We start from the raw sequence: 20089 nt of genomic DNA, 5'->3' as shown, positions 1-20089 counted from the left end.
CGCACCGGACTGCTCTTCCCCCTCTCCCTCCGGGAGAGGGCCGGGGTGAGGGGCAATCCGAGTGATGAACTGACAGGCCCAATGGAATCCCGACCATGCCCAAAACCTTCGACCTCCGCCTCGCCACCCTGCGCGCCGCCTATCGCGAAGGCCGCGCCACGCCGCGCCAGCTGATCGCCGGGCTGCGCGACAAGGCCGCCGCGCTGAACCCCGACTACCGCCTGTTCATCCACCTGCTGAGCCTGGAAGAACTGGAACCCTACTTCGCCGCACTGGATGAACAGTCCCCCGAAGCGCTGCCGCTGTACGGCATCCCCTTCGCCATCAAGGACAACATCGACCTCGCCGGCATCCCCACCACCGCCGCCTGCCCGGCCTTCGCCTACACGCCGGAGACCTCGGCGACGCTGGTTCAGCAACTGATCGACCTGGGCGCCATCCCGCTGGGCAAGACCAACCTCGACCAGTTCGCCACCGGCCTCAATGGCACCCGCTCGCCCTATGGCGAATGCCGCAACAGCGTGCTGCCGGAGTACCCCTCGGGCGGCTCCAGCGCCGGTTCCTCGCTGGCCGTGGCGCTAGGCGTGGCGAGCTTTGCCCTGGGCACCGACACCGCCGGCTCCGGCCGTGTGCCGGCGGCGCTCAACGGCCTGCTGGGGCTCAAGCCGAGCAAGGGCCTGCTGTCCAATACCGGCCTGGTTCCGGCGTGCCGCACTCTGGACTGCATCACTTACTTCACCGCCAGCGCCGCCGAGGCCAGCGAACTGCTGGGGCTCACCGCCCGACTCGATCCGCTGGACGGCTACAGCCGCGCCAATCCCGCCTGGAACGACACCAGCGCCTTCGGCACGCCGAAACCCTTCCGCTTCGGCGTGCCGCGTGCCGACCAGCTGGAATTCTTCGGCTGCCACGAAGGCCCGGTGCTGTTCACCGACGCCCTCGACCAGCTCAAGGCGCTGGGCGGCGAGGCTCGGGAAATCGACTTCGCGCCCTTCCTCGAAGCCGCGCGCCTGCTCTACGAAGGTCCGTGGGTGGCCGAGCGCTACAGCGTGGCGGGCGAGCTGATCGAGCGCGACCCACAAGCCGTGCTGCCGGTGATCCGCGACGTGCTGGCGAAAGCTCCCGGCGCCACTGCCGTGCAGGCGTTCCGCGCGCAGTACCGGCTGCAGGAGCTCAAGGCACAGTGCGACGTGATCCTCGCCGATCTCGACTGCGTGCTGACGCCCACCATCGGCCGCCCGGTGACCCTGGACGAGCTGCACGCCGAACCGGTGAAGCGCAATTCCGATCTGGGCTACTACACCAACTTCATGAACCTGCTGGACTACGCCGCCGTCGCCGTGCCCAGCGCGATCATGGGCAACGGACTGCCCTGGGGCGTGACGCTGTTCGGCCGCACCTTCACCGACCAGTACCTGCTCGGCGTGGCAGACGCCCTGCAGCGCCGGCACAACCTGCCGCTCTCCGGCGGCAACGCCATCGCACTCTCCTCCTCCGCCAACGCTGCGCGCAACGATCGCGCGCGCCTGGTGGTATGCGGCGCGCATCTAAATGGCCTGGCGCTGAACTGGCAGCTGCGCCAGCGCGGCGCTCGCCTGCTGCGCGCCACCCAAAGTGTTCCTGCTTACAAGCTCTACGCCCTGGCCGGAGGCCCGCCGCTGCGCCCCGGCATGCTGCGCGTGGCCGACGGAGGCGTGGCCATCGAAGTGGAAGTCTGGGAACTGCCCAGCGCCGAACTGGGCTCCTTCCTCACCGGCATCCCGGCGCCGCTGGGGCTGGGCAAGGTGCAGCTGGAAGACGGCAGCTGGGAGACCGGCTTCATCTGCGACCCCTGGGGCCTGGAGGGCGCCGAGGACATCAGCCGCTTCGGCGGGTGGCGTGCGTGGCTGCAGAGCCGTAGCTGATCGCGGCGGGATTTCGTAGGGCGGATAACGCGCCAGCGTTATCCGCCGCGCAAGATCGGCGAAAGGCAGACCGCAGGATGGCGTGGAGCGCAGCGATACCCATCAACCCCGTGCACCGGCAGCATGGGTATCGCTCCGCTCCACCCATCCTAAAGTGAGCACGCGCCCATCGGCGGTGGCTGGACACCCCCTTGTAGGAACGGGCCATGCCCGCGATGGCGTATGACGTCACGCTTCATACGCACTGCGAAGCTGCCCATGGAACCCCGCCCCGCCGACAGCTAGAGTTCAAGCATCTCCCGCCGCAAGGACCGGTCATGCCCGACCTCAGCCACCAGCAGGCGCAGCACCGCGTCGACGATATCCTGGCCTTCGACCGCGAGCTGCGCCGCCTGCACGACGAAGGCGCCCTCGTCCTCGACACCACCCAGCGCGACCGCCTGCACGACCACCAGCAGCGCCTGCTCGCCGACTACCGCACACGCTTCGACATCGACCGCGACAGCCAGGACCATCGCCTCTCCCTGGGCATGCGCATTGCCTCCTTCCTCGGCGCGCTGGCGCTGGCCGCCAGCCTGTTCTTCCTGTTCTACCAGTTCTGGGGCCTGTTCGCGGAAACCGCCCAGGTGCTCACCCTCATCGCCGCGTCCCTGATCAGCCTGCTGCTGACCCTGTTCCTGCAACGCCGCGACGCCTCCGGCTACTTCGCCAAGCTCGGCGCCATGCTGGCCTTCGCCTGCCTGGTGCTGAACGTCGTGATGGTCGGGCAGATCTTCAACATCACGCCCTCGGACAAGGCCCTGTTGCCCTGGGCCGCCTACGCCCTGCTGCTCGCCTACACCTGCAACACCCGCCTGCTGCTGGCCGCCGCGCTGATCTGCGTGATGGGCTACGTCGCCGCGCGGGTCGGCACCTGGAGCGGCGTCTACTGGCTGGATGTGGGCGAGCGCCCGGAGAACTTCTTCCCCGCCGCACTGCTGATCTTCCTCGTCCCCTCGTTCATCGCGCAGAACCGCTTCGACGGCTTCGCCGCGATCTACCGCGTATTCGGCCTGCTCGGTCTGTTCCTGCCGATGCTGGTGCTGGCCAACTGGGGCGGCGGCAGCTACCTGCCACTGGGCTTCGCCGCGGTGGAGAACCTCTACCAGGTGCTCGGTTTCATTGCCTCGGCGCTGGTCATCTGGCAGGGCGCACGCCGCGAATGGCCGGAAGTGGTGAACACCGGGCTGACCTTCTTCGTGATCTTCCTCTACACCAAGTTCTTCGACTGGTGGTGGGAGGTGATGCCCAAGTACCTGTTCTTCCTCGTGCTGGGCCTGTGCGCCGTGCTGATCCTGCTGGTGCTGCGACGCCTGCGCCGTGCCCATGGCCTGCTGGGAGGGACTTCGTCATGAACTGGACGCGCACCCATGCCCTGGTCGGCGGAGCCGGCCTGATCCTGCTGGTCAACGCCGTGGCCCTGGGCGGCGTCGCCTGGAACCGTTCGGCCGAGCCCGAGAGCAGACTGCCCCTCAGCCAGCGCGAGCTGATCCGCAACACCACCTGGCACAACGAGAACAGCGGCCTGAGCCTGCGGCTGCGCTGGCGGACTCCCACGCGCGATGAGGGCTCGCGGCACAATCGTGGCTGGCTGCCGGCCATCGACGCGCAGAAGATGGCGAAGCTGGGCTTCAACATGCCCGCGCAAGTGGATGACGACAGTGCCCAGCACTTCGGCCGCCAGCAATCGCGCGACGCCCTGCTGGTGCTGGAGCTGGCCGGCCCGCTGTACGAGCGCGAAGTACAGCTGACGCGCAAGCGCCTCGACGAGGCTCGCCAGGCCGCCGACGCCGCGCCGCAGAATGCGCGGCTGGCGGACGAGCGCGACTTCATCCGCCGCGAACTGGACAGCGAAGAGAAAACCGACACGCGCCTGCTGCTCAAGGACGTCGGCCTGGATCTCCAGGCCCTGCGCACCCAATACCCCGACCGCCAGCGCTACCTGATCATCCATGGCCGCGTGCGCCCCATTTCCAACTACTACCAGCACATCTGGACACTGGGCGGCACCGCCAATGGCATCGGCTCCGACAGCATCAACGTGCCCTACCAGTGGCGCGGGCGCCTGGACGAGATCACGGCGCAGCCCCACCGGACGTCGGACGGCCTGCCCCAGCCCTTCGTCGCCGAAGTGGCCTTCGGCCGGCGCCTGGAGCCCTGGATCGAGCGTATCGAAATCCCCTGACCGGCACCCGCCGCGCCGATCCGAATCCGCTTGCGCGATGCGGGTCGGCGCTGCACCCTGTGCGCCCGCCTCACCACCAGCCTCCGCCCTGACCGGCCATGAACGACGCCACTCCCGATCCCAGCCGCTGCCCGCTCTGCGGCCAGTCCAACCGCTGCACCCAGGCCGATCCGGCGCTGCAGGGCCAGGACTGCTGGTGCTTCAGCACGCCCATCGACCGTGCGGCGCTGGAGCGTATTCCGCCGGAGCTGGTCGATCGCGCCTGCCTGTGCCCGCGCTGCGCTGCCGGGCTGAAGGATGCCGGGAACGCCTGATGCGCCTGGACCGTTTCATCGCCAACCTGCCTCACCTGAACCGCCAGCAGGCCCGTCAGCTGCTTGCCGAGGGCCGCCTGCGCGTGGATGGTCAGGTGGTGCGCGATGCTCGCCACGAGGTGCGCGAGTTTTCCCGCGTGGAGCTGGACGACGACGTGCTGCAGGTCGGCAAGCCGGCACGCTACTTCATGCTGCACAAGCCCGCCGGCTGCGTCAGCGCCACCCGCGACGCCGAGCACCGCACCGTGCTCGACCTGCTGGACGAGCCGGACAAGCACGAGCTGCACATCGGCGGCCGCCTGGACTACAACACCACCGGCCTGCTGCTGATCACCAACGACGGGCAATGGTCGCGGCGCATGACGCTGCCGTGGCGCAAGCTGCCCAAGGTCTACTACGTCGAGACCGAAGACCCGATCGAGGAGCGCTACATCGCGACCTTCGAGCAGGGCCTGTACTTCGCCTTCGAAGACCTCACCACCCTGCCCGCCCAGCTGCAGATTCTCGACACCCATGCCGCGCGCCTGACCCTGCACGAAGGCCGCTACCACCAGGTCAAGCGCATGTTCGGCCACTTCCAGAACAAGGTGACCCGCCTGCACCGCGAAAGCATGGGCAGCCTGCAGCTCGACCCGGCTCTGCAACCGGGCGAGTACCGCGCCCTGACGGCGCAGGAAATCGCCGAGCTGGGCTGAGCCGTTCCTCCGGGCTTCGCGATCCAGGTCACGTCCTGAAACACCCTGCGCAGACCGTTCGGCCCAGCGGTTTGCAGCCCGCCTCGCCGCTTGGCTAATCTCCCAGCCATGCCCGCGATCCAAGGAAAGGTAATGAAGAAACTGTCGGTTGCCCTGCTGATCGCCCTGAGCGCCAGCGTCGCCTTTGCCAATCCGGGCAAGCCCTCGCCGCTCTCGGACCTGCAGGCCGCGCTGAAGACGCTCAAGCCCGGCCAGTTCCTCTGGTACCCGGAAATCTCCCCGGCGGGCCCGGTCACCCTGGTGGTCAGCCTCACCGAGCAGCGCGCCTACGTGTACCGCAACGGCATCGCCATCGGCGTGGCCACGGTGAGCACCGGCAAGAAAGGCAAGGAAACCCCCACCGGCGTGTTCTCCATCCTGCAGAAGAAGGTCGAGTACCACTCCGACCTCTACAACAGCGCGCCCATGCCCTACATGCAGCGCCTGACCTGGGACGGCATCGCCCTGCACGCCGGCAACCTGCCCGGCTATCCCGCTTCCCACGGCTGCATCCGCCTGCCCATGGCCTTTGCCAAGAAGCTCTACGAAGTCACCGGCTTCACCTCCACCACCGTGATCATCTCCGATGCCAAGAGCTCGCCGGTGGAGGTCTACCACCCCGGCCTGCTCGCACCCATCGTCAGTGATGGCCGCGCCGCGGGCCCGCATGATGACAGCGGCATGGTGGTGCCCTTCTGGAGCGACCCGGGGGCGGAAAAGGGCCCGGTCTCCGTGCTGGTCAGCCGCGCCGACCGCCGCCTCTACGTCTACCGCGGCGGCCTGCAGATCGGCACCGCGCCGGTGGCCTTCGAACACCCGGAGGAAAAGACCGGCGTCGCCGCCTTCTCCCTCATGGAAAAACCCTCCCAGACCGAGATCGACAGCGAAAACCCGAACCTGCGCTGGACCAGCGTGCAGGTCAGCGACCCGCAACGCGGCCTTTCACCCGCCGAGCAACTGGGCAAGTTCAGCCTCGACCGCGAGTTCCTGCGCAACCTGCTGAGCAGCATGGACGTGGGCAGCACCCTGGTGATCACCGACCTGCCGTCCACCCGCGACATGCGCAGCAACCCGGACTTCACGGTGATCACCACCAACGACCGCAAGGCCGAGCAGAAGCCGGTCAAGAACCAGAGCGTGCAGTAACGCGGTGGGCCGGAGCGACACCAGCGCGCTCCGGATTTCCCCTACAGCGTCTTCATCATTCCACTGCATAGCCCCTCGCCCGCCTCCTGCAAACTGCCGGCACTCACCGACGGACAGACGGCCTCAAGCCAGCCGTGCAAGCAGCCGAAGAATCTCGAAACACAAGGAGTCAAGGCGCCTGTCCGGGGGTGAGCTCCCTTGCTCCTCGCGTAAGGAAACTCGCCGTCTCACGCGCTCTATCGCGCTGGAAAGTTCGTAAATACCGACGGGCGGAACCATACTTGATTAAAAAACAACCACAACACTGGTCAAAAATCGCGCACAATGCGGCGTTTCCCAGAAAAAACCATATCGATTCAACGGGAATGTTGTATTCATGCTGACTTTTTTGAAGTTACGGGGGTTCTTCCGGATTTCGCTCGCCAGTACCGCGCTTTTCGCGATCGGTAGCTGGCAGACTGCGTCCGCTGCCGCCCTGCCCACCGCCGAGGAACTGCACCGCCTCGCGCCGGCGACCAACACCGAAACCCTGCGCCTGGCGCTCAGCGCGCTGCAATGCGCCAGCACCCAGCTCGGCGGCCAGAACCGCCTGCTGACGGTGATCGACTATTCCAAGCCGTCCCGCGACAAGCGCCTCTGGGTCTTCGACCTGAAGCAGCGCAAACTCCTCTTCGAGGAGTGGGTCGCCCACGGCAAGAAGAGTGGCGACGACATGGCCACCTCCTTCTCCAACCGCCCGGAGAGCAACCAGTCCTCCATTGGCCTCTACCAGACGGGTCAGACCTACAGCGGCAAGCACGGCCGCTCCCTGCGCCTGCTGGGCCTGGAGCCGGGTTTCAACGACAACAGCGAAGAACGCGCCATCGTCATGCATGCCGCCGCCTACGCCGATCCCAAGGTCGTCTCCGGTCTCGGTCGCCTCGGCCGCAGCCTGGGCTGCCCCGCCGTGCGCCCACAGGTGGCGCAGAAGCTGATCGACACGGTGAAGAACGGCAGCTACGTGTTCGCCTACTACCCGCAGCAGCAGTACCTGAAGACCTCGCAGTTCCTCGCCGGGCAAAGCTGCACCGTGGCGAAGAACCCGCAGATCAATCGCTACGCCACCAACCTCGCCAAGCGCTGATCTCATCGCTGAAATGCAAACCGCCGGCTGATGCCGGCGGTTTGCGTTTCAGGGGACCGCGGTGTGCGACTAGGCCTTCACCCCATCGAGGATTTCCAGGATCGCGCGCACGTCCACGGCGTCCATCTGTTCGGGATTGAGGAAGCGTTCGCCGTACTCGCGGTACACACCCTGGCTGATGAACAGACGGAACAGGTCGGCGTCGATGTGCTGGTCGCGGGCCATGAAGGCGAGGATCTTCAGCGACTCGGAGAGTGTCTTCGGCGCCTTGTAGGGGCGGTCGGCGGCGGTCAGCGCCTCGAAGATATCGGCGATCGCCATCACCCGCTCGGGGATGCTCATCTGCTCGCGGGAAAGTTTGCGCGGGTAGCCGGTGCCATCCATCTTCTCGTGGTGGTTGGCCGCGATGGTCGGCACGCGGCGCAGGTTGCGCGGCAGCGGCAGGGTGGTGAGCATCATCAGCGTCTGCACGATGTGCTCGTTGATCTTGAAGCGCTCCTCGTCGTTCAGCGTGCCGCGGCGGATGCCCAGGTTGTACAGCTCGCCATAGTGGCTGGCGTAGGGCGGCAGGCGCATGTCGAAGCCCCAGATATTGCGCGGGTCGTCCTTGGTCACCGGTGGTTTGCGCTCGCCCCACATCACGCGGTGCTCGGCCTTGTCGGCAAGGAGGAACTCCTCCGCCGGCAGCGGCTGCGCCGGCCGCCCCTGCAGGCGCTCGGCCTCGTCGTGGGAGATGCCCAGGCGATCATCGAAATAGCGCAACCAGCGGCGCTCGCCGATCAGCTTGAGGCGCTCGATATCCTCGTCCTTCATGAATTCGCCGCCGACGTTGGCCTGGGCGACGAAGGCATAGTCGTCGCGCAGTGACTCGTGCAGCGCGTCGCGGCGGGCGGCGAGCAGGCCGATGTCGCTGCCCTCGGCGATGCCGCGCCAGTAGTCCAGTTCGATGTCGCGCCAGATCACCTCGAAGCGCGTGCGCACTTCGTGCAGGCGGTTGTACAGGGTCTCCAGCTTGGTCGCCTTGTCCACCACATACTCGGGGCTGGTGATCTTGCCGCAGTCGTGCAGCCAGGCGGCGATCTGGAACTCGTAGCGCTCCGCATCGCTCATGGTGAAGCCGGCGTACTCGCCATCGTGCGAATCGATGACCTTCTGCAGCAGCAGGTCGGCCAGTTGCGGCACGCGCTCGCAGTGGCCGCCGGTGTAGGGACTCTTGGCGTCGATGGCGTCGGCCAGCAGCTTGATGATCGCGTCCAGCAACCGCTGCTGCGCTTCGATCAGCTGGCGGGTCTCGATGGCCACGGCAGCGGCGCCGGAGAGTTCCTCGACGAAGCGCTTGAACGGCTTGCGCGGCTGGCGGCTGTGTACGCCTTCCTGGGCCAGTTGCAGGACCAGGATGCCCAGCAGCTCGTCCGAACGGTTGCGCAGGGAAACCTCCAGGTACTGGCCGCGATTGGCCAACGCCAGGTCCACTCGCTCGGCCAATTCCGCCTCGGTGAAGCCTTCGATCAGCATCGATTGCGGGTACTGCTCGCCATTCACCGAGCAGGCCAGGCGCAGGCGGCACTCCTCGTCGTCCAGCAGGTAGACCGCACCGCCCATGACGCCGGTAGCTTCCACCAGGCGCGAGAGCACGCCTTCGAGCATGCTTTCCAGCCGCGTCTCGCGGCTCAGGGTCAGGGTGATCGCCTGGAAGTTGTGGATGGTGCGCGACATGCTGCCCATCACGCTGCTCAGGTCACGAACCTCGGCGATCTTCGATTCCACGCCCACCGGCCGGGCGAAATCGAAGGCCGCCAGCGCGCCGACCTGGTCGGCCAGCGCGGTCAGCGGACGGGCGATGCGCCGGCCGATGTACCAGCCGATCAGCAGCAGGACCAGCAACAGGGTGCCGCTCCACAAAGCCTGGTTGAACAGCAGTTGCCGCGCGCCGGCCAGCAGCTCCACGGCGGGAATGGCGATCAGCACCTTCACCTCGTTGCTGGTGAAGTTCGACAGCGGCACCCAGATGCCGTACCAGTCCTCGCCATTGACCCGGTAAGCCTGCGGCGTACCGGAGGGCACCTTCTCGGCATTGAGTTCACTCAGTGCCGGCACCTTCAACTCGGCCAGCGAGGCCAGGCGCAACTCCTTGCCCTCGTGGATCATCAGCCGGGACAGGTCCGGGTAGGCGATCACCGTCCCCTTGCCGTCGACCACCGCCAGCTCCGTATTGGCGGTCTGGCGCAGGTCGCCCATCTCGCCACCCAGATCGTTGACCGAGGCATCCATGCCGATCACCGCGGCGCCATCGACGCTGCGGTGCGCCAGGGTCAGGCCGATCTCGCGGGTGGTGAAGAACACGTAGGGCTGGGTCAGCACCGTCTTGCTGGTGAGGCGCGCTTCGTTGTACCAGGGCCGCTGACGGGGGTCGTAGGTATAGTCGGGGCGCTCCTGCACGCGCAGCAGGCGCAGCTCGCTGTCATAGAAACGCCACTCACCGAGCAGCCCGCCCTGGCCGTTGAGCGTCTGGCTCTGCACCAGGTACTTGGCCGCATCCGGCGCCTGCAACGCGCGGCGCACTTCCGGCACGCGCAGTGCGCGGATCAGCAGGAACTCGCCGTTCGGGTAGCCGATGTACACCGCACTCAGGGTGCGGTTGGCGCGCAGGTTCTCCACCAGCATCGGCAGGCGGTCGAGGCGCGCCGGCAGGTTGTCGGTCTGCGAGATGGGGTCGTGGGTCAGCAGGCGCAACGCGCTTTCCGCCGGGTCGATCAGGCGGCGGATTCGCTCGTTGATGGTCGCGCCCAGTTGGCTGGCCGACTCCCCGGCCGCCGTCACCAGCGCTCCTTCCACACCGCGATATCCCTGGATCAGCAACGCCCCCGCCAGCACCAGCATGCTGGCGATGATGGCTCCGGCCACCAGCAGTTGCAGCGGAATACCCCGTTCGAATGCCTTCATCCTTTACCAGCCTCTGTCCGTGGAGCTGTAGCGATAGCCGCTGTCGAGCAGTCCTTCCGCCTGTTGCGGCGGCGCATTCTTACGCATGATCCGGGCCAGGGTGCCATCCAGCCACAATGTCTCCATCAGACGCATCCATTCGGCGCTTTGCGCCGGGGTGAAGCGCTTGCGCGAGAGCATCAGGTTGTGGGGTGTCGCCGGTCCCGGCATCACATCTATCACATGAAAGCGTTCCCGTTGACGACGATCGCTCACCGCGCCCTCGAGATTCATCTCGTGGCCGATCACACCCTCCACGTCACCGTTGAGCAACGCGCTGAAACGCGTCGCGTCGTCCTTGTATTCCACCACCCGGCCTTCGGCCCTGAGAATGCGCAACATGCCGTCGATGTAGGCACCATGGCGGTAGCCGGCGATCACCCCCAGGCGCGCACCGGGCATGTCGTGGAAGGAATCCAGGCTGGTCATCTCGCCCAGGTCGTCGCGCACGATCAGCTTGTTGCGCATATACAGATAGGGCAGCAGGTAGGTGTAGCTGCGCCGCTGCGGCGTGGCGACGCCGCTGGTGCCCATCTGCAACTCGCCGCTCTCCAGCTTGCTCCAGATTTCGTCGCGCGGGCGGACGGACGTCGCGAACTGGCAGCCGGTGCGCTTGCCCAGCTCGGCGATCAGGTCCGGGTCGATGCCAACGTCGTCATGGAAGAACACCACATTGCGGGTGTAGGCGATGGATATCGGCTGTTCGCAGCCGTAGCGATCCTCGGCCATGGCTTCCGCACACGGCCAGGCGGCCGGAGCCAGGACCAGCAGAGAAACGAACTGTCGGTGAAGTGCCATGGACCCGCTCCGCACGCGGTATCGGCCTCAGGGGGAGCACGGCAGGATCGCTCGTCTTCGGCAGGGGGCATTACAGCTATCACAAGAGTGTAATCCGGCTTCACCAAAGCGCCGGACAATCGCGCAGAGAAATGTCATTTCGTCGGAATCCGCATCGCCGATGTGACTCAGGCGCCCAGCGGTGGTTGCGCCGCCTGAACGGGGCTGCTTAACTCAGGCCCAAGCGTGACCAATGAGTCACACGCTGCATCCAAGAGAGCTTTTCGCGGCACGCCGTTCCCCCAAGCCGCCCCTTCCCTGCCTGATCAATAGCCCGAATCCGCGCCTTCAACGGTGCCGGAAATCGTGCCTATTGATGCTCCAACTAGTTGAAAATCAAGAAATTGTTAACTTTCGTCGAGTGACATGAAGCTGTCACGTCAAGACGCTTTCCTCTGCCTGGGTACTTTCTTCGCATCCGATGGTGGATGCGCACCATGACCTGCGTCTGGAGGAATACGACATGAGGCCGGAAACCGCCGTCGTCGAGATTCAGCAACACCGGGTACACACGGAGTTTCACGCCAACAGGGAAGCGCGCCAGACCATCATCCTGGTCAACGGCTCGCTGGCAACCACCGCCTCCTTCGCGCAAACGGTGAAATACCTGCAACCGCACTTCAACGTGGTGTGCTACGACCAGCCGTACGCCGGCCGATCCAAGGCACACAACGACTGCCGCGAGTTCATCACCAAGGAGTACGAGGCGCAGCTGCTGCTCGGCCTGATCGAGCATTACCGCGCCGATGTGGTGATGTCCTTCTCCTGGGGGGGCGTCGCTACCCTGCTGGCCCTGGCCGAACGCCCGGCGCGGATTCAGAAGGCCGTGATCAACTCCTTCTCGCCGCTGCTCAACGCCTCGATGCTCGACTACCTGCACCGCGGCCTGGACTACCTGTCCGCCTGCGACCGCACCAACGTCGGCAACCTGGTGAACGACACCATCGGGCAATACCTGCCGCAACTGTTCAAGCGCTACAACTTCCGCCACGTCAGCGGCCTCGACGAGCACGAATACCAGCAGATGCACTTCCATATCTGCCAGGTGCTCAAGCTCAGCGCGGAAAGCTACATGGAGAAGTTCGCGGCCATCGACATCCCGCTGCTGTTCATGAACGGCGAGCTGGACATCTACACTACCCCGGCCGAAGCCAAGCTGTTCCAGCAACTGATCCGTGACTGCGAGTTCCGCACCATCCGCAATGCGGGCCACTTCATCGACGTGGAGCACAAGAAGGCCTGGCAGGAAACCCAGGACGCCCTCCTGACCTTCCTCCAGCCCCAGCGCCACCCGGTCCTGGCCAACCCCTACCTGCCCAGCAGCCAGGGCGTTCCCATCGCCGCCATGGTGGGCTGATGCAACCAGCGCACACAGCCGGGGGCCGGCCCCAGACCTTCCGCCCCCGGTTTTTTATTGCGCCACGTTGTTCACAGCTGCAGCCCGCTCGTAACACCTGAACGTCCGAGGCTTCACTAAGCCCCGCCCTTCTGGTAAAAAGGCACCCCCAAGCGGGCGTCGTATAATGGCATTACCTGAGCTTCCCAAGCTCATGACGAGGGTTCGATTCCCTTCGCCCGCTCCAGAACACCTTGCCGAACCCCTGAAATGCCTAGCGTTTCGGGGGTTTTGCGTTTTTGGGGGCGGGAAGGTGTCGAAAAAGTGTCGATACTGCACGCTTGCCATCATGGAAGGAGGCACCGCATGCGATACCCCTGTGGGAACCCTGTGAGGATTGGCGATCCTGTGCTGATCGAGTCTGGCCGGACGTCGGGAGTGATTGAAGCAGTCATCGAGACGGCTGAAGACATGCGCGAATGGCAAGTCGACGAACCTGGAGTTCTAGTCAGGGCGGAACCGTTTGGCCTCGTGTTCTGGCCTGCGAGCGACAGCGCCCCTGTGATCCTGGCAGCCAGGTAAGCTCAGTGACTGGCGCTCTGTGCAGCTCTTCTCCAGGATGGCTCACAGAGAATTAGCGAAGCTGCCCTGTTGCCCCCAAAGGAACGCAGTATGTTGATTGATGCAACGTTCGTGGACCCTCTTAAAGAGCACGGCTCATTCGGCGAGACAGTTCAAGCTGCTCAGCAGAAGAACAAAGAAATCGAAGCCTCAGGTATCAACGGAAAAATCTTCCACCAGTACGCTTTCAACGGCAGAGAACTGGTCATCAGCACCAGGGACAACGCATACCTGCGCATCTTCTCTGAGGACGAAATCCTCAAATGGGAAGTCCGGTCAACGCCCCTAGCGATTAGCTCCCTCTCTCCAACAGAAAGAACTTCGTTCCAACTTCCCAACGGCAAAGTGCTCCCTTGGGACTGGAAGCCGACACTTGATGGGTTTCTAGGAAAGCAATTCGCCATCTCAGCAAGCGACCAGAATCTATTTCTGTTCTGGCGCGGAGGCGAAGAACATATGATTTCCTTGCTAAAGAACACGTCAAATGACGAGATCTACATGCTCATAAATGAGGCGTAGCTCTTGCTGTCACTTTGCCTATCTCAGCGGCCCAAATCTGACTGCATCAGCCAAGTGATCCTCTGACAGATGTGCATACCGCATCGTCATCGATAGCGAGGCGTGCCCTAGGATGTGCTGCAACGTCACGATGTGCCCACCATTCATGATGAAGTGACTGGCGAACGTATGGCGAAGTACGTGGCTGGCCTGGCCCCTCGGTAGCTTGATCGATGTGGACAGCAGCACGATGCGGAACACGCCAAGGCAGTTTGTGAATGGCCCGTGGGTCTGCCAATGCTGGCGAATCTCTTTGGCCAACCCTTCCGAGATCGGAACCGAGCGAACACGCTTCGACTTGGTGTTGGCGAAGATCACCACATTGCCCTTCAACCGATCCAGGGTCAGTGCCTGCGCTTCTCCCCACCGAGCACCAGTCGCAAGGCAGATGCGAGCGACCATCTTCGGGTGCGGTGATGTGATGCGAGCATCGAGCGCGGCCAGCAGCTCGGATACCTGGTGCTTGGTCAGGTACGACAGCGGCTTCTCCTGAAGCTTCAACGGGCGCATTCGCCCAACAGGATTCTCGTAGTCGATGGTGCCCAGCTGCCGGAGCTCGTTGTACATCGATTTGAGGTAGCCAAGGCGATTGTTGGCGTACTTGCCCGACATGCCTTTAGCGACCTGCAAGGAGCGCACACGGGCCACATTCGCTGGTTCCAGAGACACCGCTACCGGGTCACCCAAATCCTTCGCTATCAGCCGCAAAATCGCCACACAGCGCTTACCGTTCGCTAGAGTCTGGCCATGCAGTTCGTACCAGAGCTCGACCAGCTCGGAGAGCTTGCGGCGGTCCTTGGGCTTGATCGTCCAGCTCGGATTCTCAGAGCATTTCTGGCGAGCATTGGCCTCGAACTGCTGCGCTTCCATCTTGGTCTTGAACCGCTTTCGGAAACGCTTGCCCTTGATCGGCTCTACATCGACGAACCAGCGCCCATCGGGGAGCTTGGTGATGCTCATCAGATGGCGTATCCACGCCTCAAGTAGCGATCATTGATTAGCCCGCAGATGTGCTTCTCGAGGTCGCGAGTGCTGTAGCCCTTGGCCGTGTAGTGGTCTTCGATCACATGCCAGAAGGGGAGCGTTCTCCCGACCTCAAGTGCCTTTTTTGAAGGGATGCGCTCCCGCGCAATCAGGCTGGCGAACTGACCCAGGAACATCTCGCAGTTCTTGCCGGAGAAGCCCTGTGCGGTCTTGTAGTAGCGACGATATTCGGTGCGCTCAATCAGTGGATCGGCCTCTACCTGGACCTTCGTATCCAGGGTGATCAGCGACCAGAACGGGTCGTACCACTTCGGGTCTTTCAGCAGCAGCCGGAAGCTGTCGCAGGCGTATTCCCACAGGCCTTGCAGGTGCGGACATAGGCCAGCATAGGTGCGGCAGCCGATCACCTCTCCAGAGGACAATTTGGAGCCTTCGGAGAACTGCTGGACTATGGAGTGATGGAAGCGGAACTCGATACGCCACACGGTTTCCTCTGGGTTGTAGGCGGGTTCGCCATCACCAAAGGGATCGCCATTGAGTGATGCCCATACGTTGCTCCAGTAATCGAGCTTGTCGGTGGCGCGGGCCTGGAGCGTCTTGTTGTAGATGCAGAGCTGCATGCCGTTGGCCGAGCCGAACATGAAGGTCTCACCACGCCCATAGACCGAGGCATTGCCATGGAACTCGATACGGTCGATGCCGCTGATCTGCCGCACGCGAGTCGAGCGACAGCGCATGCGCTCTACGATATCCGAGGGCGGCGTCCAGCCCTGCACATCCAGCGCGAGATGCACGGCGCACTGGTTCGTTTCGCAGTGAGCGAGCACGGCACTAGCCAGGTCATCGAGCATGCCTTGCAGGATCGATGGATCGGCGCCATCCAGGGCGTGTGGGGACACCTCAATCTTGAGGTGCGGCCCAATGTTCTCCAGCTTCACGTTGTGATTCTTGATCAGCAGGATAAGGCCCGTATCGGCGTTCTGCAGGCGGTACTGGTAGCCGGAGTCGCGCCCTACCCTGCCCTTGACCCACTGATAGCCAGCGAACTCCACGATATCTTCCGGCTCATCGAACAGCGCCATCACTTCCAACCGGATCATGCCGTTGTACAACTGACGGACCGTATCGACGCCGCAGCGCAGCCGGCGCACGCCGGACAGATCAGTGAACTTGGCCAGCTTTTCGTCGAAGAACAGGCGCCCCTCGGGCGACTCGTAAATCTCGCCAGCAGACTTAACCGTGACACGGACTTGATGCTTTGGCTTGGTCATTGAAGTGCTCCAAATAGCTACGTAATGAAACAGTGATCAGTGGGTTATCCGACGTGTTACAGGGGCGTCGGCCGCGCCTTCGGCCTACCGCTCGTGCCTGGCGCTCCCGGCCGGCGTCGCGGCCCACGCCGGGCTCATGCACATCACCAAGGAAACGCCACCGCAGGCGTGGAAGAACCGAGTGCCGAGAGCGCGCCCAGCAGGTAGGCCAGCGCCACCAGCACAAGGTCATAGGTCCAGTCGGGTAGTTGCATCGCGCTGCCTCCATCGCCTTTTCGCAGGCATGAGTTGGCCCGGCACGGATAAACAGGCGCGCTCGCCGGTTCATCTGCGCTATCGAGGTTTTGCAGTGGGATATAGGTATTGAATCAAACAGCCGGCTGCGCGACTAATCGTTTGATTTGATGGCTGAAAGCCCGTTCTAGACGCACTGGAACGAATTGTGACGGAACGACATTCACGGTCTTGGATAGGCGTTCCGAGTCATCAACTTCATTGATGGCTGACGCCACCAACACACCAAGGGCGCTGCCCTTGTCATCCCGCTCTTGCCGCCGAGGGCTCGGGAGCGCGGGGCGGAGAAGCTGCCCCACACTCACCGGCCGAGGTTGATGAAAGGCATGCGTTCAAGGGTTCGCTCCGCCCGTGCTTCCGTTCGCCGGAACGATGGAGCTGTTCCGACGAGCCGGGAGCGCGGCCCTTGAGCGCGAGTCCTCAGGGTGGGTGACGCGGCCCAGTACGTTGCCGGAACCGTGCCGGTCGCGGTACCGCATCACCCGAATCGTGCGGATGTTTTCCCAGAAGGCTTCATCCGCGAATGCTTTGTCCGTGCCGAGTTTGAGAGTGAGGAAGTGCGGACCGCCGCGCAGACCTTCCGCAGGCAGGACGACACCGACAACGCGAACCCAGCGCCAGATCGGTTCCGGCTCTTCGTCCCACACCATTTCCATCAGGACAGTCTGCCCCAGGTAGCGCACTGCGCTTTGAGCATCCAGGGCGATGGGTGAGTTAGTCATGGCTGTAGTCCCCCGCACCGAAGGTGGCTTTGCCGCGCTCCATGTCATCGCGGAAACGAGCGAGGTTGATCATGCGGAAGCACCCCATCTGGATGCTCGGAACAGTGCCGTCTTCCGCCCACTGGGCCGCTTCGTCGTACGTCACGCTGCACATCTCCGCAAAGGTGGCGATGCCGCACAGGTCCAGATTCCATTTGTCCTTGCTCACAGTCGTTCTCCCATCCCGTCGTTCATGCCGTCCACTCCTGCTCCAGCAACCAGGCGCGGAGCAATGCACTGTTAACTACGCGCAGCTTGCCGAGCTTCACGGACGGCAGGATGCCCCGGTATACCCAGGCGCGGGCGATGCCGTAACTGATACCGTTTCGGTCAGCCCACTTTTCGATGCGCTCCAAATCTTGCTGCGGCCCTACCAGGGCGCTGGGGTTCAGCTCTTCCAGTTCCATGCTCGTTCCGTCACTATTCGTTCCACTAGGACAAAATGTCCTAATAAATTATTTATCACAGGCCAATCCTAGCACTGATAAATAATTCATCAATAAATTATTTATCAGTTTTTAGAGCTGTTTGGAATGATTGAAGAGCGGGTTAGAACGCTTGTCCGATTTATCGGCGCGACGAAGCTGGCCGAAACCACCGCTATCACGGAAAGACAGCGATGGCAGACCGTTGCAACCAATCGAAAGGTAAAAGCACGGATCGAAGATTTAGAGGAGCTACTGCGCGTCTTCCCTCAGTACGAGCTTTGGCTACTGAAAGGCGACGTGGACCCTGCGCGTGGGCAGGTAGCTCCTGGATATGAGGAGGCAGATGCCAAATTAGCCACACCCAGCGCGGGATAGAGCTAACCAGGAAGGTGGCACTGCGCTGGTTCAGCAAAGGAAGAAAGTAACCGCGGGCGCCCGTAAACAGGCCTACGGCGCCTAACAAAGCATACTAAAACTCGATATAAATTAGGAAATATAAGGATCGTGAAATGGACTTCGAAGGATTACAGCGACTGACACCAAATTTTTTCCTATACACAGCAATATTTTTCTTCTCTTTTTTAGCACCAGGATTCCTCTTCTGGTACATACACACCCCTGAACTTTTTCTTAAAATAGAATTCTCAAAGCTAATCGCTCTTTCCATCGCCATCACAGCCCCAACATTTTTTGTACCATTCGTCATAACAGGAGTGATTTATAAAATATTAAAGGAACGCATCCCTGAACAGATAGAAGGGTACGGTGAGCAGGTGGATTGGTATGTGCGCCACGGATGGACCAACGCACTAAATATGTACTTACTAGTCGCAATATTCTACCTCTTCAAAGCTCAAGGAAACACAATATTACTGACAATATTTTTAGTAATAATAGTCAACATAGCCTTCGAATTCCTTCTAATGATCGGGTATATTAAAAACCCTAAAGACAGTTCATCTGCCACCACTCTACGCAGCGATCGCAATTCGCGCTAAGCTCTTAAGAATATTTCAATATAAAATCGTCATGAAAATTTAACCAGAACAACAAGATAAGCATTAACCTGGAGGAGACATGGAGAAGTTATTTTCTAGAGAAGAACTTATGAATATTGCAATTGAAGAGCAAGAAAAATGCTCTTCTTATCCAAAGGTAGGGGCCGTCATAGCGAAAGAGGGTAAAATCCTGTCTAAAGCGCACAGAGGAGAGATTCCAGGTAAACACGCAGAACGAATTGCAATAGAGCAGCTGTCTCCGTGCGAGCTAGAAGGCTCAACATTATTTACGACCCTAGAACCATGCGTAGAAATGCATGAGGGGCAACCGGAAAAATCTTGCTCCGAATTAATTATCGCATCCCGAATTTGCGAAGTCGTAATTGGCGTGCTCGATCCTAACGGAAATGTATATTGCCAAGGATACGAAGCACTTCTTCAAGACAACATAAAGGTTAGTTTTTTTCGCACTGACCTGAGAGAAATAATCGAACTAAATACTTTTAAGTATGGAGAGTGCAATATTGGCTACGGACCCACTGGAAAGCGACGGACCGCAGTAATTGGCAGTGGAAAAAAATTCTCGATACAACCATCAAAAAAAGATCCAGCAGCAATAAATTTCCGCTGGAGCACGCTCCAGTTCAAACATGGCATTGTGGATCTAATTTCCGAGAATGAATCTGTCAGATCAGCCATTGGAGCAAAAAAATTTAACGACATCTCTGACCCTTTAGTTTTTAGAGATCCGTCCCATTACTCCAGAATGAGGGTCGGAGATATTGCAGCCATTACTCCTAAGAACATTAAATTCTCAGTATTAGTAAAATTGATAGAAATGACAGAGTCAGACATTATTTTTCAGTGGCAAGTTAGATCAATATAGCAAAAATAGCACTCAGCCGACTTTAATCACTTAAGCCCATCGAAAAACAGCTTGTAGGAAATCACCCATTGAGTGCCAATTGCGCACCATGCAAGTGACGCCAACCACCAATGGAATTGCCCAATCAATTGCATACACCCTAAATAACTGAACGTAGTTATGAGCTTTCACTCTAGCTCTTAGGTGAACGATATCTTTTTCATATGTACTAACCACCAGTTCTGCTTTTGAGCATATGCCATCTATCACACCGCTTTGACTCTTAATTGCATCGACAACAGAATCATCATCACAGGTCATCTTTCCACGAATATGTAGGAGCTGATCCATTGTGCGGCGCGTATGTTCAGAAATATCCCTTAAGCGATCGAATTGAGTTCTGTGAATTACAGAATGAGCGTTAAGGCGCCATGACATATGATCAATCACGGCGTATGCCATAAACGAAAGTAGCTCGTATGCAGCGATCAAAGCTACCGCGCCAATAGCAATTGATGCTGTTGCTGAGTCTCGCATATCTATACCAAAAACATCGGTAAGCTTTAGCGTATGCGCCGACAAAACAATCCCAATCGAAGCAGCAATAATAAGATTTCGACGAACAGCCCTAGTAGCGCCAGAGAACTGGTCATTTAATTTTCGAACATGAAGTTCGTTAACGGAATCATTCATAAATCATGACCTAGCA

Annotated in this window: 19 protein-coding genes and 1 tRNA gene; 12 read left to right on the top strand and 8 right to left on the bottom strand. The window is 61.2% G+C overall.

The features are described 5' to 3' along the window. Positions 1-95 precede the first annotated feature (95 nt). The 7 genes from atzF (at position 96) to IB273_RS19205 (ending at position 7445) form a co-directional block, all read left to right on the top strand. Positions 96-1904 (top strand): allophanate hydrolase, encoded by a 1809-nt coding sequence (gene atzF / locus IB273_RS19235; RefSeq protein ID WP_192224784.1) that lies wholly within the window; start codon positions 96-98, stop codon positions 1902-1904. 317 nt (positions 1905-2221) lie between these two features. Beyond that, entirely contained in the window at positions 2222-3298 is a 1077-nt protein-coding gene (locus IB273_RS19230) for a DUF2157 domain-containing protein (protein WP_192210009.1), read from the top strand. Beyond that, complete coding sequence (locus IB273_RS19225; protein WP_081517594.1) at positions 3295-4128, top strand: DUF4824 family protein; 834 nt, start codon at positions 3295-3297, stop codon at positions 4126-4128. The genes IB273_RS19230 and IB273_RS19225 overlap by 4 nt, the downstream gene beginning before the upstream one ends. Before the next feature lie 98 nt (positions 4129-4226). Continuing rightward, a complete protein-coding gene (locus IB273_RS19220) occupies positions 4227-4442 on the top strand; it encodes a cysteine-rich CWC family protein (RefSeq protein ID WP_151189601.1) in 216 nt (71 codons plus the stop codon). Next, positions 4442-5137 carry a pseudouridine synthase gene (locus IB273_RS19215; RefSeq protein WP_192224783.1) on the top strand — a complete coding sequence of 232 codons (696 nt, stop codon included), beginning with the start codon at positions 4442-4444 and terminating at the stop codon, positions 5135-5137. Before IB273_RS19220 ends, IB273_RS19215 begins: the two co-directional genes overlap by 1 nt. Before the next feature lie 132 nt (positions 5138-5269). After that, positions 5270-6322 (top strand): L,D-transpeptidase, encoded by a 1053-nt coding sequence (locus IB273_RS19210; RefSeq protein WP_192224782.1) that lies wholly within the window; start codon positions 5270-5272, stop codon positions 6320-6322. Between the two features lie 376 nt (positions 6323-6698). Continuing rightward, positions 6699-7445, top strand: coding sequence for a murein L,D-transpeptidase catalytic domain family protein (locus IB273_RS19205; protein WP_081517590.1), 747 nt, complete (start codon positions 6699-6701; stop codon positions 7443-7445). Positions 7446-7514: 69 nt separating this feature from the next. Here the strand turns inward: IB273_RS19205 and IB273_RS19200 are convergent, their stop codons facing one another. After that, the gene (locus IB273_RS19200) at positions 7515-10388 is read right to left on the bottom strand and encodes an HD domain-containing phosphohydrolase (protein WP_151189599.1); all 2874 of its coding nucleotides are present in this window, start codon (positions 10386-10388) and stop codon (positions 7515-7517) included. A gap of 3 nt (positions 10389-10391) precedes the next feature. Continuing rightward, positions 10392-11225 carry a substrate-binding periplasmic protein gene (locus IB273_RS19195; protein WP_192224781.1) on the bottom strand — a complete coding sequence of 278 codons (834 nt, stop codon included), beginning with the start codon at positions 11223-11225 and terminating at the stop codon, positions 10392-10394. 502 nt (positions 11226-11727) lie between these two features. Here IB273_RS19195 and IB273_RS19190 point away from each other — a divergent pair. The 3 genes from IB273_RS19190 (at position 11728) to IB273_RS19180 (ending at position 13740) form a co-directional block, all read left to right on the top strand. Next, positions 11728-12621 (top strand): alpha/beta fold hydrolase, encoded by an 894-nt coding sequence (locus IB273_RS19190; protein ID WP_081518170.1) that lies wholly within the window; start codon positions 11728-11730, stop codon positions 12619-12621. A 152-nt stretch (positions 12622-12773) separates the two neighbouring features. Continuing rightward, positions 12774-12847: transfer RNA gene (locus IB273_RS19185), tRNA-Gly, on the top strand. Between the two features lie 425 nt (positions 12848-13272). After that, on the top strand, positions 13273-13740 hold the full coding sequence (locus IB273_RS19180) for a hypothetical protein (protein WP_192224780.1): 468 nt from the start codon (positions 13273-13275) through the stop codon (positions 13738-13740). Between the two features lie 18 nt (positions 13741-13758). Here IB273_RS19180 and IB273_RS19175 read toward each other — a convergent pair whose 3' ends face one another. The 5 genes from IB273_RS19175 to IB273_RS19155 all read right to left on the bottom strand — a co-directional run bounded on the left by IB273_RS19175 (position 13759) and on the right by IB273_RS19155 (position 17496). After that, the gene (locus tag IB273_RS19175; RefSeq protein ID WP_192224779.1) at positions 13759-14739 is read right to left on the bottom strand and encodes a tyrosine-type recombinase/integrase; all 981 of its coding nucleotides are present in this window, start codon (positions 14737-14739) and stop codon (positions 13759-13761) included. Continuing rightward, the gene (locus IB273_RS19170) at positions 14739-16034 is read right to left on the bottom strand and encodes a hypothetical protein (protein WP_192224778.1); all 1296 of its coding nucleotides are present in this window, start codon (positions 16032-16034) and stop codon (positions 14739-14741) included. The genes IB273_RS19175 and IB273_RS19170 overlap by 1 nt, the downstream gene beginning before the upstream one ends. A 626-nt stretch (positions 16035-16660) precedes the next feature. Then, positions 16661-17050: a hypothetical protein gene (locus IB273_RS19165; protein ID WP_192224777.1), complete on the bottom strand. Its 390-nt coding sequence runs from the start codon at positions 17048-17050 to the stop codon at positions 16661-16663. Continuing rightward, positions 17043-17258, bottom strand: a complete 216-nt coding sequence (locus IB273_RS19160; RefSeq protein ID WP_192224776.1) for a hypothetical protein — start codon at positions 17256-17258, stop codon at positions 17043-17045. Before IB273_RS19160 ends, IB273_RS19165 begins: the two co-directional genes overlap by 8 nt. 22 nt (positions 17259-17280) lie before the next feature. Beyond that, on the bottom strand, positions 17281-17496 hold the full coding sequence (locus tag IB273_RS19155) for a hypothetical protein (protein ID WP_023084896.1): 216 nt from the start codon (positions 17494-17496) through the stop codon (positions 17281-17283). A gap of 530 nt (positions 17497-18026) precedes the next feature. Between IB273_RS19155 and IB273_RS19150 the strand changes: the two genes are divergently transcribed. Beyond that, positions 18027-18515 (top strand): hypothetical protein, encoded by a 489-nt coding sequence (locus IB273_RS19150; protein WP_192224775.1) that lies wholly within the window; start codon positions 18027-18029, stop codon positions 18513-18515. Positions 18516-18594: 79 nt separating this feature from the next. Continuing rightward, positions 18595-19401, top strand: a complete 807-nt coding sequence (locus tag IB273_RS19145; RefSeq protein ID WP_192224774.1) for a deaminase — start codon at positions 18595-18597, stop codon at positions 19399-19401. A 30-nt stretch (positions 19402-19431) separates the two neighbouring features. On the opposite strand, the gene IB273_RS19140 is transcribed toward IB273_RS19145, so the two are convergent. Next, complete coding sequence (locus IB273_RS19140; RefSeq protein ID WP_192224773.1) at positions 19432-20073, bottom strand: hypothetical protein; 642 nt, start codon at positions 20071-20073, stop codon at positions 19432-19434. Positions 20074-20089 lie beyond the last annotated feature (16 nt).

It is taken from the genome of Pseudomonas sp. PDM19, from assembly GCF_014852215.1.
In the GTDB taxonomy this organism is placed as follows: domain Bacteria; phylum Pseudomonadota; class Gammaproteobacteria; order Pseudomonadales; family Pseudomonadaceae; genus Pseudomonas.
This window is presented reverse-complemented; position numbering and strand designations above follow the sequence as displayed.

What these genes read in the sequence shown, in the direction of transcription:
- atzF (WP_192224784.1), top strand. Translation starts at nt 96, where the DNA reads ATGCCCAAAACCTTCGACCTCCGCCTCGCCACCCTGCGCGCCGCCTAT.
- IB273_RS19230 (WP_192210009.1), top strand. Translation starts at nt 2,222, where the DNA reads ATGCCCGACCTCAGCCACCAGCAGGCGCAGCACCGCGTCGACGATATC.
- IB273_RS19225 (WP_081517594.1), top strand. Translation starts at nt 3,295, where the DNA reads ATGAACTGGACGCGCACCCATGCCCTGGTCGGCGGAGCCGGCCTGATC.
- IB273_RS19220 (WP_151189601.1), top strand. Translation starts at nt 4,227, where the DNA reads ATGAACGACGCCACTCCCGATCCCAGCCGCTGCCCGCTCTGCGGCCAG.
- IB273_RS19215 (WP_192224783.1), top strand. Translation starts at nt 4,442, where the DNA reads ATGCGCCTGGACCGTTTCATCGCCAACCTGCCTCACCTGAACCGCCAG.
- IB273_RS19210 (WP_192224782.1), top strand. Translation starts at nt 5,270, where the DNA reads ATGAAGAAACTGTCGGTTGCCCTGCTGATCGCCCTGAGCGCCAGCGTC.
- IB273_RS19205 (WP_081517590.1), top strand. Translation starts at nt 6,699, where the DNA reads ATGCTGACTTTTTTGAAGTTACGGGGGTTCTTCCGGATTTCGCTCGCC.
- IB273_RS19200 (WP_151189599.1), bottom strand. Translation starts at nt 10,388, where the DNA reads ATGAAGGCATTCGAACGGGGTATTCCGCTGCAACTGCTGGTGGCCGGA.
- IB273_RS19195 (WP_192224781.1), bottom strand. Translation starts at nt 11,225, where the DNA reads ATGGCACTTCACCGACAGTTCGTTTCTCTGCTGGTCCTGGCTCCGGCC.
- IB273_RS19190 (WP_081518170.1), top strand. Translation starts at nt 11,728, where the DNA reads ATGAGGCCGGAAACCGCCGTCGTCGAGATTCAGCAACACCGGGTACAC.
- IB273_RS19180 (WP_192224780.1), top strand. Translation starts at nt 13,273, where the DNA reads ATGTTGATTGATGCAACGTTCGTGGACCCTCTTAAAGAGCACGGCTCA.
- IB273_RS19175 (WP_192224779.1), bottom strand. Translation starts at nt 14,739, where the DNA reads ATGAGCATCACCAAGCTCCCCGATGGGCGCTGGTTCGTCGATGTAGAG.
- IB273_RS19170 (WP_192224778.1), bottom strand. Translation starts at nt 16,034, where the DNA reads ATGACCAAGCCAAAGCATCAAGTCCGTGTCACGGTTAAGTCTGCTGGC.
- IB273_RS19165 (WP_192224777.1), bottom strand. Translation starts at nt 17,050, where the DNA reads ATGACTAACTCACCCATCGCCCTGGATGCTCAAAGCGCAGTGCGCTAC.
- IB273_RS19155 (WP_023084896.1), bottom strand. Translation starts at nt 17,496, where the DNA reads ATGGAACTGGAAGAGCTGAACCCCAGCGCCCTGGTAGGGCCGCAGCAA.
- IB273_RS19150 (WP_192224775.1), top strand. Translation starts at nt 18,027, where the DNA reads ATGGACTTCGAAGGATTACAGCGACTGACACCAAATTTTTTCCTATAC.
- IB273_RS19145 (WP_192224774.1), top strand. Translation starts at nt 18,595, where the DNA reads ATGGAGAAGTTATTTTCTAGAGAAGAACTTATGAATATTGCAATTGAA.
- IB273_RS19140 (WP_192224773.1), bottom strand. Translation starts at nt 20,073, where the DNA reads ATGAATGATTCCGTTAACGAACTTCATGTTCGAAAATTAAATGACCAG.